Genomic DNA, 15,580 nt, shown 5'->3' on the forward strand with positions numbered 1-15,580 from the left:
ACTGTATAGCTATATATATGCACTTAGAATAAGAAATATGATGCTTGTCTTGAAAAAATAAGATCCCATTATAGAGATGGAATCTTTATCACATTTTTTTCATTGATATAGTTTTTATAAGCCAATATTGCCGAAATGGTTTTACTATCCACAATAGTTCCATCAAAGATCATCTTAGTAATTTCCTCTAAGGAATAGGTCTTCAAATTTACAAATTCATCTTCATCAAGATTTTGTTGTGATTCTTGTAAATCATTAGCTATATAGACATGAATCACCTCATCACAGAAACCAATTGATGTATAAAATTTGATTAAAAAAGTTAAATTCTCTGAAGTAAAACCCGTCTCTTCTTCTAGCTCTCTCTTTGCACATACCAATGGATCCTCATCTTTTTCTAATGTTCCTGCAGGAATTTCTAGTGTTAGTCCATTGGCAGCATTTCTAAATTGCTCAACTAAAATAATCTTGCCACGTTTATCTACTGGAACAATAGCTGCTGCTCCATTATGTTGTACTAATTCAAAGTAAGTCTCTTTATTATTTGGTAATTTAACTTTATCCTTAACAAGTTTAACGATTTTTCCATTATAAATTTCTTCTCTTCCTAATTTAATAAAGCTATCTTTATCCATATTTAAAACTCCTTACTTTTTAATTTATACACTACCTTACTTACTTAATTTTATGCATTTCTCATAACAATCATTTACTGCTTCTAATATAGCATTTCTAAACCCATTTTTTTCAAGGGCTGCAACAGCTTCTATTGTTGTGCCTCCTGGGGAACATACTTGATCTTTTAAAACACCTGGATGTTCTTTTGTATCTAAGACCATTTTGGCTGACCCCAGTACAGTTTGAGCTACTAATTTGTAAGCATCTTGTCTTGAAATACCTAATTTTACAGCCCCATCCGCTAGTGCTTCGATAAACATAAATACATAGGCAGGAGAACTTCCAATGATTGGCACAACACTATCCATAAGTCTTTCTTCTAAAACCACCACTTCACCAAAAGAAGTAAAAAATTCATTAATTAGTTTTTTTTCTTCTTCTAAATAATTGTCTTTAGAATATGCTATAGCTGTCATACCTGTATTAACTAAAGCAGGTGTGTTTGGCATAGCTCTTATAATCCTAGTCTCTTCTCCTAATTGCTCTTTAAGACTATCAACAGAAATACCAGGGGCTATAGAAATTATAATATGTTGTTTTGTAATATATTCTTTAATATGGGTTAGAACATTACTATAGTATTGTGGTTTTACTGCCAAAATTACTATTTTTGTCTCTTTTATCAGTTCGCTATTGTTTTTGCAATAGTCAACACCCGTTTGCTCATTAACCCATTCTAATCTTTCTAGGTTAACGTCTGTAAACGTGAGATTCACTTTGTCAAATACATTTGCAGCACCGCTTAGCATAGCATACCCCATATTGCCAATACCAATGAATCCAAATAATCTGGTCATCCTCATTCCCCCTAAACACTTAGGTTAGCTGTTCTACCTAAAAGATCTTTGTATTGATCCAAAATGCATTCTATATGTTCTTTTACAAATTCCTCTGTTTGTTCTGGCGCTCTTCCAACAAAGTTTTCAGGTTTTAATATAGAACGAATTTCTTCTTCACTCATCATAAATGATGCATCAGAGATAATTCTTTCAATTAAATCATTTTCTTTACCTTCAATTTTTACTTGTTTGCCAGCTTCCATTGAGTGAACTCTAATCTTTTCGTGTAATTCTTGTCTGTCACCACCACGTTTTACACCTTCCATTAGAATAATTTCTGTTGCCATAAAAGGTAACTCACTCATAATTCTTTGATGAATTACTTTTGGATACACCACTAATCCATCCATAACATTAATGTAAATCTCTAATATGGCATCTATCGCTAAGAATGACTCTGGTATCGTTATTCTTTTATTAGCACTATCATCTAATGTTCTCTCAAACCATTGTGTTGATGCAGTAATGGCTGGATTAATGGCTGTAGCAATAACATACCTTGCTAATGAAGAAATTCTTTCTGTTCTCATTGGATTTCTTTTGTAAGCCATTGCCGATGAACCTATTTGATTTTTTTCAAATGGCTCTTCAATTTCTTTTAAATTCTGTAACAAACGAATGTCATTACTGAATTTATATGCTGATTGAGCAATCAAACTTAGTACATTACATACTTGACTATCCAACTTTCTTGGATAGGTTTGACCTGTTACTGGATATGTTGTGTTATAACCTAATTTTTTAGCAACTAATTTATCTAATTCTTTTACTTTTTCATGATCATCATTAAACAAGCTTAAGAAACTTGCTTGGGTTCCAGTTGTCCCTTTTACCCCTCTTAACATCTTTTTAGCCAATAATTCTTCTAATTCAATAAAGTCTATCCATAAATCTTGTAGCCATAAAGTGGCTCTTTTTCCTACTGTTGTTAACTGTGCTGGTTGATAATGAGTAAAGCCAAGAGTTGGTAAATCCTTATACTCTAGAGAGAATTTAGCAAGCTTGTCCATTACATTTACCATTTTGGTTTTAACTAACTCTAATGCTTCCATCATAATGATAACATCTGTATTATCGCCCACATAACAACTTGTAGCACCTAGATGAATAATAGGCTTTGCTAATGGGGCTTGTACACCATAAGCATGGACATGTGCCATAACATCATGGCGGACTTCTTTTTCTTTCGCAATGGCTTCTTGGTAATTAATATCATCTTGAAATGCTTTTAATTGATTAATTTGTTCATCTGTAATGTCTATACCTAAGTCTTTTTCTGCTTCAGCTAAAGCAATCCAAAGTTTTCTCCAAGTTTTAAATTTCTTATCAGGTGAAAATAAATATAACATCTCTTTACTCGCATATCTACTACCTAAAGGTGTACTGTATGTATCCGTCATAAAAAATCCCTCCATATAATTGTTCAATTGGTTTTATTATACCATATATTATCCCAATAATAACTTATTTAAAAACCCTTTTTTATTATAAAATTTAATATATATATAAATCACTTAAAATTTTGATTGGTTTTTTGAATCACTTTAAAAGTCTGAAGCCGCATAGTTTGAAGAAGGGCTATATACTATGTCCTGGCGTCGACCGATTGAAAAGTAAGGTAGCCAGAATATAGTATATAGCCCTTCTTCAAACGAATATATAGCAAACCATAAGAAAAGCATAGATCATTAACCTATACTTTTCTTTAAACCACTATACTATTGAAGTTTATTTAAAAAACTCTCAATTCTATCTAAACCTTTTTCAATCTGCTCTAATGATATAGCATAAGACAAACGAATATGATCATCATATCCAAAATCATTACAAGGAATAATTGCTACACATTCTTCTTCTAATAATATATCCGCTAAATCGTCAGCATTATTTATTACTTTTCCGTTAAAAGTCTTACCAAACAGCTCACTAATATCTATAAATAAGTAGAATGCTCCTTGTGGTTTTATAGCTGATAGGTAATTCATTCCTTCAACTCTATCAAACATGTAATCTCTTCTTTTTTTAAATTCTACTACCATCTTATCTACACATTCTTGTGGTCCAGTTATTGCCGCTATAGTAGCCTTTTGTGCAATGGAATTGGCATTAGATGCAGAATGAGATTGTATGTTATTCATTAATTTTGCTACTTCTTCACTTGAAGCCGTATATCCAATACGCCATCCTGTCATAGAATAACTTTTTGAAACACCATTTATTATAATTGTTTTTTCATATATTTTTTCATTTAATGATGCAATACTAATATGTTCCACATCATCATATAATAATTTTTCATATATTTCATCTGATATGACATATAAATCATTTTCAACTGCAAAATTTGCTATCTCATTTAATTCATCTCTAGTATAAATCATACCTGTTGGATTACTTGGACTATTTAAAACAATAGCCTTTGTTTTATCATTTAAAGCTTCTTTTAATTGTTCTACGCTTACTTTGTATTGCTGTTCTTTTGTTGTTTTAACAATAACAGGAACACCATCGGCAAGTTTTACCATTTGAGGATAACTTAACCAAAAAGGCGCAGGAATAATAACCTCATCACCTAAGTTAAGTATTGCCATAAATGCATTAGTTAAGGAGTGTTTTGCTCCATTACTTACAATTATTTGTCTTGGGTTATATTTTAACCCATTATCATTTAATAATTTATTACAAATACCTTCTTTTAAAGGTACTATTCCAGACGCTGGTGTATATTTTGTAAAACCCTGATTAATAGCTTCAATGGCAGCAGCTTTTATATGTTCTGGAGTATCAAAATCTGGCTCACCTGCACCAAAACCTATTACGTCTAAACCTTCTGCTTTAAGTTGATTCGCTTTTGCAGTTATAAATAATGTAGAAGAAGGTTTAATTGTTTTTGCTTTGCTTGATAACACTTAAAATCACCTCAATTAAAATATTAGTATCATTGTAATACCTTTTTCTGAAATTTGCAAGTTTAACTTTTCATTTATTCGTGTTTTGTATATTTAGTTTTATTTTAGTATATCTATACAACTCTCTTTTGTTAATTATTGACCTTACCCCTAAGGTCTTTAAGGGTTTTCTTACACTTTTCCCTGTTTATGTTTTTTTACTCCAAAAAAAAAGACACTCTGCGTGTCCTAATTTTATGTTACTAGAAGGAGTTTTTGATTATAAATAATTGAATCATATACCTTATACCTTCCCCAATATTTAGTATAATATTCTAATTACTTCTCCTACGTATGTATTATTGTTTTGAAACCACAATAAGTTTTATTGCTGTTCTTTCTTCTCCATTTATCTCTATATCCGTAAATGCTGGTGTACATACTAAATCCACACCAGATGGTGCTACATAACCTCTTGCAATAATAATTGCTTTGATTGCTTGATTTAACGCTCCTGCACCAATTGCTTGTACCTCTGCTCCTCCTTTTTCTCTGATTGTATTTGCCAAGGCACCTGCTACAGAGTTAGGATTAGATTTTGCGGCTACTTTTAATACTTCCACGTTGTAAATCCCCCTTTAAATTTGTAATTGTAATTAAATATAATCATAAGTTAATTATAATTCATAATATATATTAAAGCAATAGAATTCTAGTCTTATTTACTAGAAAAATGTGTATTTATTAAAAATTATAGAAGAATTTTAGATTCATAAAAGATTTATATTGTTTAATATCTCATAAGTTAATATTAATTAAAATATATCTTATATAAGACATTAATGTCTTAATAAATTAATAAATTTAAAAAAAAGACTACTGTTTTCATAGTAGTCTTTTTTGTATATTATTTTGCATATTCAATTGCTCTTACTTCTCTAATAACATTAATTTTAATTTGTCCTGGGTATTCTAATTCTGCTTCAATTTGTTTAGCTATATCTCTACCCACTAAAACCATTTCTTCATCATTCACTTGGTCTGGAATCACCATTATACGAATTTCTCTACCCGCTTGTATTGCAAAAGATTTTTCAACACCTTTAAAGTTTTCTGCTATTTCTTCTAGTTTTTGTAATCGTTTTATATAAGTTTCTAACGTTTCTCTTCTAGCCCCTGGTCTAGCAGCTGATATAGTATCTGCCGCTTGAACAATAACAGCTATAATACTCTCTGGTTCAACATCTCCATGATGGGCTTCTAAAGCATTAATAACCACTTTAGACTCTTTATATTTTCTACATAAATCTGAACCGATTTGAATATGAGAGCCTTCCATTTCGTGATCAACAGATTTACCAATGTCATGTAATAATCCAGCTCTTTTAGCCAGTCTTATATCAACACCTATTTCTGCAGCAATTAAACCACATAAATGTGCAACTTCTATTGAATGTTTAAGTGCATTTTGGCCATAACTTGTTCTAAACTTCATTTTTCCTAGCAAACGAACAAGTTCCGGATGTATGCCGTGAACGCCTACATCAAATGTAGCCATTTCACCTTCTTCACGAATCATTGTTTCAACTTCTTTTTGAGCTTTTTCTACCATTTCTTCAATTCTTGCAGGATGTATACGACCATCTACAATAAGCTTTTCAAGTGCAATTCTTGCAACTTCTCTTCTTATTGGATCAAATCCTGATAAAATTACTGCTTCAGGCGTATCATCAATTATTAGATCAATTCCTGTTAAAGTTTCTAAAGTTCTAATATTTCTACCTTCTCTACCAATGATTCGACCTTTCATCTCATCACTTGGTAATTGTACAACAGATACTGTAGTCTCAGCTACATGATCAGCTGCACATTTTTGAATAGCAATTGCAAGTATGTCCTTAGCTTTTTTATTTGCTTCTTCTTTTGCTTTGTTCTCTAATTCTTTTACTAGAATGGCAGTTTCATGTTTCACTTCATTTTCAACGATTTCTAAAAGGTATTCTTTTGCCTGTTCGGAGGTGAGCCCAGATATTCTCTCTAATTCTTCCATTTGTTTTGATATCATTGTATCTACTTCTAATCTAAGATTATCAATTTCTTCTTCTTTACTAGCAAATTGACCTTCTTTTTTCTCTAACAACTCTGTTTTTCTATCTAAAGCCTCTTCTTTTTGAAGAAGTCTTCTTTCAAGTCGTTGTAGTTCATTTCTTCTTTCTTTGACTTCTTTATCAAGATCATTTTTTACTTTTAGAGTTTCTTCTTTTGTTTCAAGAAGAACTTCTCTTTTCTTAGATTCTGCATTTTTTAATGCATCATCAATGATTTCTCTTGATCTTTTTTCAGCCGATCCAATTTGAGCTTCAGCAATCTTTCTTCTATATGCTACTCCAAGCGCAAAAGCAATGGCTGCTACAAAGAAGAGGACTACAACAAAGATTATTATTGTTATAACATCTCCCACAGGTTGCACCTCCTTTATTAAGTTTTCATTGTACTAATATAAGTAAATATACGACAATTAAATTTTATAACTTTTTAGACATTATGTCAAGTTTAACAACTTTCTTTTTTGTATATTTTATTTTTTTTTTACTTGAACACCTCTAAATACCTATATAAAATCACTAATTTTTTATTGAATTTTTATGAAGTTATCTATTATCATTTTTACAAGACTTTATTAAATTTATAACAATCTTTTAGTGCATTATATACTATATATAAGCTACTTCTTTATTTATTTTGTTCATTTTCTTTAATGATCTTCATAACCAAAGAAGGGTTAAACCCTTTTCTCACTAAATAATAATATAGTTTTTGAATAGATTCTTTATTACTAGTATGGTTTTTTGTTTTTTTATGAATCAACGTCTTTATTATCTCTTCTTCATTCACTTCTATGTCTTTTAAAACATCAGAAATTATACTATCAGAAACACCTTTATTCTTTAATTCATATTTAATTTGGTATAGACTCTTTTTTTCTTTTTTTGCATTAAGATAGTTTGTTGCATATCTATAATCATCAATAATGTGGTAGTCTTTACAAAAAAATATAACTTTTTGTATAACCAAATCAATAAACCCTTCTTTTTTTAATTTCAAACAAACATCCTGTTCTGTTCTATCACAGTATTTTATGTAGTTTAATGCTTTTGATTTTGCCTTTTTATAGACTATATTGTCTATGATGCTATTAATTCTCTCTAGAGATAACTCTTGTTCTTCTTTTATGTCTAATTTTTTGATTTCTTTGTTTGTTAACCAAAAAAAGTATTCATCATTAAAATAAACTGATATTCTATCTTTTTTTGGGTCAACTATCAATTCAGTTACTTCCATTATTCTCTCCCTCTGTGTTTCTTTATAGTGTGTTGCTTTTTTAACAATGTTCATTATACACTAATATACATTACCCGACAAGTTTTTTAGTAGTAATTTTTAAAGTTATATATAAAAAGCCTTACTCTTGTAAAGTAAGGCCTAAATTAATTATTCATTAGATTGTTTTTTTTCTTTTTTCGGACTAGTAGCCACTTCTTCTTCTTTTTTAGCTGGAAGTTTATAATATTCTCTTACTAATCGTTCAACTTCGATTAATGTTTCAGGATTCTCAATTAAATATGCTTTAGCATTTTCTCTACCTTGACCTAATCTAATATCATTAAAAGAGTACCATGCCCCACTTTTGTTTATGATATTAATATTGGAAGCCAGATCAAGTATATCTCCTTCTTTAGAAATTCCCTTTCCAAACATAATATCAAATTCTGCTTCTTTAAAAGGCGGTGCTATTTTGTTTTTAACAACTTTTACTCTCGTTCTATTTCCAATCATCTCACTACTTTGTTTAAGAGTTTCGATTCTTCTTACATCCAACCTAATAGAAGAGTAAAACTTCAATGCACGTCCACCTGTTGTTGTTTCAGGGCTACCAAACATTATGCCTACTTTTTCTCTTAACTGATTAATGAAAATTACAATACATTTCGATTTATTAATAACTCCTGTTAGCTTTCTAAGAGCCTGAGACATAAGTCTTGCTTGCAAACCTACATGACTATCTCCCATCTCCCCTTCTATTTCCGCTCTAGGAACTAAAGCTGCTACAGAGTCAACGATTACAATATCAATAGCGCCAGAACGCACCATTGTTTCAGTTATTTCTAATGCTTGTTCCCCATTATCAGGTTGGGATATATATAAATTTTCAACGTCTACACCTATTTTACTAGCATACTCAGGATCTAAAGCATGTTCTGCATCAACAAATCCTGCTATACCACCTCTTTTTTGAACTTCAGCTACCATATGTAATGCTACTGTTGTCTTACCACTCGATTCAGGACCGTATACTTCTACTATTCTACCTTTTGGTACCCCCCCTGCTCCTAAAGCGATATCTAAACTTAAGGAACCTGTAGGAATTGTTTCAATATTCATATGCTCTCTAGATTGTCCTAATTTCATAACTGAACCTTTACCAAACTGCTTTTCTATCTGGGACAAAGCAGCGTCTAAGGCTTTTTGCTTATCATCATTCATAAATAAATCCCCCTTCAAACTTTTTCCGAACCTGTGTTCGTTTTTATTATAATACACTTTTATACGTCCGTCAACCTTAAATTTGAAAGTATTATTTTCAAACTTGCTTGCAAGGGTTTGAAAATAATACTTTCAAAGAAGCTTATGGCTTTTACAAGGTAAAAGGCATAAGGTGAGTTGTTATTTTCAAACTTGCTTGCAAGGGTTTGAAAATAATACTTTCAATGAAGCTTATGGCTTTTACAAGGTAAAAGGCATAAGGTGAGTTGTTGTTTTCAAACTTGCTTGCAAGGGTTTGAAAATAATACTTTCAATGAAGCTTATGGCTTTTACAAGGTAAAAGGCATAAGGTGAGTTGTTGTTTTCAAACTTGCTTGCAAGGGTTAGGGTTTGAAAATAATACTTTCAATGAAGCTTATGGCTTTTACAAGGTAAAAGGCATAAGGTGAGTTGTTGTTTTCAAACTTGCTTGCAAGGGTTAGAAGAACAAAAGTATAAAAAACAAACTCTGATTAAGAATTTGTTTTTATATTGTATTGTATTTAATTATTAAGCAGCTCTAATCTAAGTAAGTTTATAGCTGCTATAACGCTATTATTTCTTATTCTTTCCCTACTACCTACAAAATTGTATTCTTTAACAGTTGTTTTTCCATTTATATAACAACCAATATACACTAATCCAACAGGTTTATCTTCCGTTCCTCCTGTAGGACCAGCAATACCTGTTACAGATAATGATACCTCAGACCCAGAAACTTTAGCCATAGCCTCCACCATTTCTTTTGCAGTATGACCACTTACTGCACCATATTGATTAATTGTCTCTTCTTTTACACCTAGGTTTACCTTAGCCTCATTTGAATAAGTAATTTGACCTTCCTTATATACAGTAGAAATACCGCTACAGTTAATGATTCTACCACTAAGTAAACCACCTGTACAAGACTCTACAATTGAAAGGGTATATTCTTTTTCTAAAAGCAAATCCAAAACCACTTCTTCAAGGGTTTTGTCTTCATTGGTATAAATTGAATCCCCTAATATGTCATAAACGGCCTTTTCTGTTGGCTCTATTAATTCATAAGCTTCTTTTTCAGATAGAGCTTTTGCTGTTAGTCTTAAATGAACTTCCCCATCTTTTGCATAAGGTGCAATAGTGGGATTACTTTGACCATTAATTAACTCTGTTAATAATTCTTCTACTGTACTTTCTCCAATTCCTACAACTCTTAAAGTCTTAGAAGCAATGGTTTCAGAACTTATTTTTCTTATATAAGGCTTTACCTGCTCCTCAAATAAAGGCACCATTTCTTTAGGTGGTCCTGGTAATAATACTAATATTTTATTATCTTCGTTAACAATGAGGCCTGGTGCTGTTCCATTATTGTTTTCAAGAACAAGAGAACCTTCAGGAATTAAAGCTTGTTTTAAGTTATTACTAGCCATTTTTACTTTTCTTTTATTAAAAAAGTCTATAAGCTTTTTTTCAGTGTATTCATCCTTTACAAGAGGTTTATCAACTACTTTAGCCACAACCTCTTTTGTTAAATCGTCCTGTGTAGGGCCCAGCCCACCTGTTAAAAACACTATATCTGAACCTTGTAGTGCCCTTTTTATTGTCTCTTCTAACCTTTTTTCATTGTCCCCTACCACCGTTTGAAAAAACACCGAAAGACCTAACTCAGAACATTCTTCTGACAAGTACTTAGCATTGCTATTCAATATATTTCCCAGTAACAATTCTGTTCCCACTGAAATTATTTCTGCAATCATTTACTTGCTCCCTTCAGTTAAAACATGTTTGTTTTTAACCATATAGTCAACTGCAGATATTATTGTAAAGATTACTGCAATATAAACTAGAGCATTTTCAATATAGAATATATATTCACCATCAAATCTAGCCATTAATACTAAGATCATAACCATTTGAAAAACCGTTTTAATTTTTCCCCATTTACTAGCTGCAATAACCAATCCTTCTGATGCTGCAACCACTCTAAAGCCACTAATTAAAAATTCCCTACTAATAATAAGAATAACTACCCAAGGTGCTAACCATCCTAAATAAACAAAAGCTATTAAAGCAGATGCTACCAACAACTTATCTGCAAGTGGATCCATAAATTTACCAAAGTTGGTAACCAAGTTCATAGAACGGGCAAGGTAACCATCTAAAAAGTCAGTAAAACTAGCAACTGCAAATATAACCAATGCATAGATATGATTCATTGCAGTAAAATCCGTTAATATAAAAACAAGAAAAATTGGTATTAACATAACCCTTAAAATAGTAAGCTTATTCGCTATATTCACTAAATCATCTCCCCGATTAAATCGTATTCATTTGATTCTGTAATTAGCACTTTTATCATCTCTCCAGAAATAATTTCTTCATCAGCTTTTACAAAAACATACCCATCTACATTAGGTGCGTCTTTATAACTTCTACCAATATATACTTTATCTTCAGGTAAATAGCCCTCAATAAGTACATCAATGGTTCTTCCTATCATTTCTTTTGTCTTTTCAAAAGATATCTCTTGTTGTAGTTTCATAATGTCATTTTGTCTTTGCTTTTTAATTTTTTCTGTAATTTGACCTGGTAATAATGCCGCAGGAGTATCTTCTTCTTTTGAATAAGTGAATACGCCTAATCTGTCAAATTTCATTTCTTTAACAAATTCTACTACATTCTGATGTTGCTCCTGAGTTTCTCCAGGGAACCCTGTAATAATAGTTGTTCTTAAAGCAATATCTGGTACCAATTCCCTTATTCTATTGATTTTATTGCGTAAATCTTCTTGAGTGGTTTTTCTTCCCATTTTCTTCAGTATGGCACTGTCACCATGTTGAATAGGTATATCTAGATAATTACATATTTTATCATTTTTATTCATTACTTCTAATAATTCATCTGAAATTTCCTCTGGATAACAATAAAGAACCCTTATCCATCGTAACCCTTCAATAGTAGACAGTTCTTCTAACAACTTAGGTAAAAGATATTTACCATATAAGTCTATCCCATAAACTGTTGTATCTTGAGCAACTAGTATGATTTCTTTAATCCCTTTTTGTACTAAAAGAGTCGCTTCTTTAACAATGTCTTCAATTGGTCTACTTTTATACTTTCCTCTTAAGCTTGGAATAATACAATAGGTACAAAGTTTATCACAGCCTTCAGCAATTTTTATATAAGAATAAAAACCACCCGTTGTATTAATTCTATCTGTATAAGAAGACAAATTATCATTTACATCTTTATAAGAAGTAAATTTTTTACCTTCTAAAGCTTCATCTATAGCATTTAAAATCTCATCATAACTAGAGGTTCCCAGTAAAGCATCTACCTCTGGAATCTCTTTAATAATTTCATCTTTATATCGCTCTGATAAACAGCCAGCTGCAATTAAAACCTTACAAACACCTGTCTTTTTATGCTCAGCCATCTCTAAAATGGTATTAATACTCTCTTCTTTAGCATCACTAATAAAACAACAGGTATTAACAACAATTATATTAGCCTCTTCCTCATTATTGGTTAATTCATACCCTTTCTCTCTAATTAATCCTAACATTACTTCACTGTCAACTAGGTTCTTATCACAACCTAAAGATACAAACATAAGTTTCATTATAAGTGTTTCTCCTTCCAAAATTAAACAAATAGCAATTAATCGCTCTATATTTCATAACGCTCAAAATGACAAAGCTTTAAACTAAAACTTTGCCAATTGTAAAATGTCTTTATATTTTTCGCAAAAACAGCAAAAAACAACGGAATCTTATCTAGTGTATTCAAGGCATATATAATCTTATTGGCGTCGACCGGCTGAAAGGAACGGCAGCCAATAAGACTATATATGCCTTGAGTACACGTTCCATGAGCTTCCTCATTAAGTATTATACATCAATTCTTTAAAAAAAGAAAACCTTTTTAACCCAATCGCTCTGCAGACTGCACACAATTACTCATTAACATTGCAATGGTCATAGGCCCAACCCCACCAGGAACTGGCGTAATAGCACTAACATGTTCGACCACATCGTCAAAATCAACATCCCCACAAAGCTTTCCATCCACTCTGTGAATACCAACATCAATAACAACGGCTCCATCTTTAACAAACTCTTTCGTTACAAACTTAGGCTTCCCAATTGCAGCCACAAGTATATCTGCTCTTTTAGTAACTTCTTTTAAATCCTTTGTTCTAGAATGACATATTGTAACCGTTCCATTTTCTCTTAGTAATAACATACCCATAGGCTTCCCTACAATATTACTTCTACCAATTACAACACATTCTTTGCCTTCTATATCAATATTAGAACGTTTTAAAAGCTCTATAATCCCATACGGTGTACAGGAAACAAAACCTACTTGACCAATACTTAGTGCACCAACGCTTTCTGGATGAAAACCATCTACATCTTTACTTGGGTCAATGGCTTTTATCACTTTTTGTTCATCAATCCCTTTTGGTAATGGCAATTGAACTAGAATACCATGGACATCTTTTTTATTATTCAATTCATTAATTAAATTTAATAACTCTATTTCTGAAGTTTCTTCTGACATTTCATAAGATAAAGAGTGAATACCTATGTATTCACAAGCCTTCTTTTTATGAGATACATACACCTTAGAAGCTTCATCCTTACCAACTAAAACAACTGCTAAAGTTGGGGTAATGCCTTTGTTTTTTAATTCTGCTACTTTTCCCTTTAATTCTTCTTTAATATCATTAGAAATTTTCTTACCATCAATTAATTTTGCTGCCATCATCTCGTCCTCCCTTAACTTAAGCCTATTATTTTACCACTTTGATCCATATCTATATTTTCTGCTGCTGGTCTTTTGGGAAGCCCAGGCATAATCATAACATCACCCGTCACAACTACCACAAATCCAGCTCCTGCAGATACATACATTTCTCGCACATTAATTGTAAAATCTTTTGGTCTTCCCAGTAGATCTTTGTTATCAGATAAAGAATATTGAGTTTTTGCAATGCAGATAGGTAAATGCTCCATCCCTAATTCTTTAATTTGTTTAATTGTTTTTTCTGCACTTGCAGAATAAATCACGTCTTTTGCGCCATAAATCTCTCTAGCTACTGTTTCTACTTTTTCTTTAATAGTTGCTGAATCCTCATATAAAAGCTTAAAGTGACTTTCTTTGTTTTGCAATGTATAAAGGACTTTATTGGCAAGCTCGATACCACCTTCTCCCCCTTTTTCCCATACATTGGATAAAGCAAATTCACAGCCCAGTGTTTCACAATATTCTTTTACAAAATTGACTTCTTTATCTGTATCACTTACAAAGTGATTAAGGGTTACAACAATAGGCACTTGGTATTTCTGCATATTTTCAATATGTTTTTCTAAGTTTACTATTCCAGTTTTTAAAGCATTTAAATTCTCTTCTGAAAGACTTGCTTTATTTACCCCACCGTTATATTTTAAAGCTCTTATAGTTGCCACTAATACGATTGCATCAGGCTTTAATTTACTTTGTCTACATTTGATATCTAAGAATTTTTCTGCTCCTAAGTCTGCACCAAATCCTGCTTCTGTTACTACGATATCTGATAATTTTAAAGCCAATTTTGTAGCTCTTACACTATTACAACCATGTGCAATATTAGCAAATGGTCCGCCATGCATAATGGCAGGCGTATGTTCTAAGGTTTGAACCAAATTAGGTTTAATGGCATCTTTCAGTAACACAGATAAAGCACCTGTAATATTTAAGTCATTTACAGTAACAGGTTGACCTTTAAAATTATAAGCAATTATAATCTTACTTAATCTTTCTCTTAAATCATTGATATCTTCTGCAAGACATAGTATGGCCATTATTTCAGATGCTACTGTAATAATAAAACCGTCTTCTCTAGGGACACCTTGCATTTTCCCACCAAGACCAATTACAATATTTCTAAGGGCCCTGTCATTCATGTCCATGACTCTTTTCCAAACAATTTGCCTTGTATCAATTTCTAATAAATTCCCTTGTTGCAAATGATTATCCAGAATTGCAGATACTAAGTTGTGGGCACTGGTTACGGCATGTATATCCCCTGTAAAATGAAGATTAATATCTTCCATAGGAACGACTTGTGCATATCCGCCCCCTGCAGCACCACCCTTTATTCCCATACAAGGTCCTAATGAAGGTTCTCTAAGGGCTATAATAGCCTTTTGGCCTAGTTTACCTAAAGCTTGTCCTAATCCTACAGTAGTGGTTGTTTTTCCCTCACCTGCAGGTGTCGGATTGATTGCTGTTACAAGTACCAATTTGCCGTTTTTATTGTCTCCCACTTTGTCCCAAATTGAATCTGCAAATTTGGCTTTATATTTTCCATATAGCTCTAAATCATCATAGTCTACACCAATTGATTTAGCTACCTCTTCTATTAAATTTAATTTTGCCTCTTGTGCAATTGTAATATCATTTTTCATGTTTATGAACCTCCTAGAGTATTTGCTTATTTAATTGTACTTCTCTTTACTTTAATCCCCTACACTAAGGTCTTGAGGTACTTTAACTAAGCTTCAAGTTACCTTTATTATATCAGATTATATATATAAGCAATATTAATATTACTTAATAATATAT

At 31.7% G+C, this 15,580-nt stretch carries 13 protein-coding genes; all 13 read right to left on the reverse strand.

Annotated features, from left to right (window positions below; all coding sequences use genetic code 11):
* Positions 1–68: 68 nt before the first annotated feature.
* The 13 genes from EDC18_RS07825 to EDC18_RS07885 all read right to left on the reverse strand — a co-directional run bounded on the left by EDC18_RS07825 (position 69) and on the right by EDC18_RS07885 (position 15,423).
* Positions 69–635 carry an NUDIX hydrolase gene (locus tag EDC18_RS07825; RefSeq protein WP_132251939.1) on the reverse strand — a complete coding sequence of 189 codons (567 nt, stop codon included), beginning with the start codon at positions 633–635 and terminating at the stop codon, positions 69–71.
* Between the two features lie 36 nt (positions 636–671).
* Positions 672–1,475 carry a pyrroline-5-carboxylate reductase gene (gene proC / locus EDC18_RS07830; protein ID WP_132251941.1) on the reverse strand — a complete coding sequence of 268 codons (804 nt, stop codon included), beginning with the start codon at positions 1,473–1,475 and terminating at the stop codon, positions 672–674.
* A gap of 11 nt (positions 1,476–1,486) precedes the next feature.
* Positions 1,487–2,917, reverse strand: coding sequence for an adenylosuccinate lyase (purB, locus tag EDC18_RS07835; RefSeq protein WP_132251943.1), 1,431 nt, complete (start codon positions 2,915–2,917; stop codon positions 1,487–1,489).
* 318 nt (positions 2,918–3,235) lie between these two features.
* Entirely contained in the window at positions 3,236–4,426 is a 1,191-nt protein-coding gene (locus EDC18_RS07840; RefSeq protein ID WP_132251945.1) for a pyridoxal phosphate-dependent aminotransferase, read from the reverse strand.
* Positions 4,427–4,764: 338 nt separating this feature from the next.
* Positions 4,765–5,028 (reverse strand): stage V sporulation protein S, encoded by a 264-nt coding sequence (locus EDC18_RS07845; RefSeq protein ID WP_132251947.1) that lies wholly within the window; start codon positions 5,026–5,028, stop codon positions 4,765–4,767.
* A 284-nt stretch (positions 5,029–5,312) separates the two neighbouring features.
* Complete coding sequence (gene rny / locus EDC18_RS07850) at positions 5,313–6,809, reverse strand: ribonuclease Y (protein WP_442929353.1); 1,497 nt, start codon at positions 6,807–6,809, stop codon at positions 5,313–5,315.
* A gap of 329 nt (positions 6,810–7,138) precedes the next feature.
* Complete coding sequence (locus EDC18_RS07855) at positions 7,139–7,747, reverse strand: regulatory protein RecX (RefSeq protein WP_165878516.1); 609 nt, start codon at positions 7,745–7,747, stop codon at positions 7,139–7,141.
* Between the two features lie 150 nt (positions 7,748–7,897).
* Positions 7,898–8,950 carry a recombinase RecA gene (gene recA, locus EDC18_RS07860; RefSeq protein ID WP_132251952.1) on the reverse strand — a complete coding sequence of 351 codons (1,053 nt, stop codon included), beginning with the start codon at positions 8,948–8,950 and terminating at the stop codon, positions 7,898–7,900.
* 542 nt (positions 8,951–9,492) lie between these two features.
* A complete protein-coding gene (locus tag EDC18_RS07865; RefSeq protein WP_132251954.1) occupies positions 9,493–10,725 on the reverse strand; it encodes a competence/damage-inducible protein A in 1,233 nt (410 codons plus the stop codon).
* Positions 10,726–11,268, reverse strand: coding sequence for a CDP-diacylglycerol--glycerol-3-phosphate 3-phosphatidyltransferase (gene pgsA, locus EDC18_RS07870; RefSeq protein ID WP_132251955.1), 543 nt, complete (start codon positions 11,266–11,268; stop codon positions 10,726–10,728). It lies immediately after the preceding gene.
* On the reverse strand, positions 11,268–12,590 hold the full coding sequence (gene rimO, locus EDC18_RS07875) for a 30S ribosomal protein S12 methylthiotransferase RimO (RefSeq protein WP_132251957.1): 1,323 nt from the start codon (positions 12,588–12,590) through the stop codon (positions 11,268–11,270). Before rimO ends, pgsA begins: the two co-directional genes overlap by 1 nt.
* A gap of 302 nt (positions 12,591–12,892) precedes the next feature.
* Positions 12,893–13,738 (reverse strand): bifunctional methylenetetrahydrofolate dehydrogenase/methenyltetrahydrofolate cyclohydrolase FolD, encoded by an 846-nt coding sequence (gene folD, locus EDC18_RS07880; protein WP_132252074.1) that lies wholly within the window; start codon positions 13,736–13,738, stop codon positions 12,893–12,895.
* Between the two features lie 14 nt (positions 13,739–13,752).
* Positions 13,753–15,423, reverse strand: coding sequence for a formate--tetrahydrofolate ligase (locus EDC18_RS07885; RefSeq protein WP_132251959.1), 1,671 nt, complete (start codon positions 15,421–15,423; stop codon positions 13,753–13,755).
* Between the last annotated feature and the right edge of the window lie 157 nt (positions 15,424–15,580).

The organism is Natranaerovirga pectinivora, from assembly GCF_004342165.1.
Taxonomy (GTDB): domain Bacteria; phylum Bacillota; class Clostridia; order Lachnospirales; family DSM-24629; genus Natranaerovirga; species Natranaerovirga pectinivora.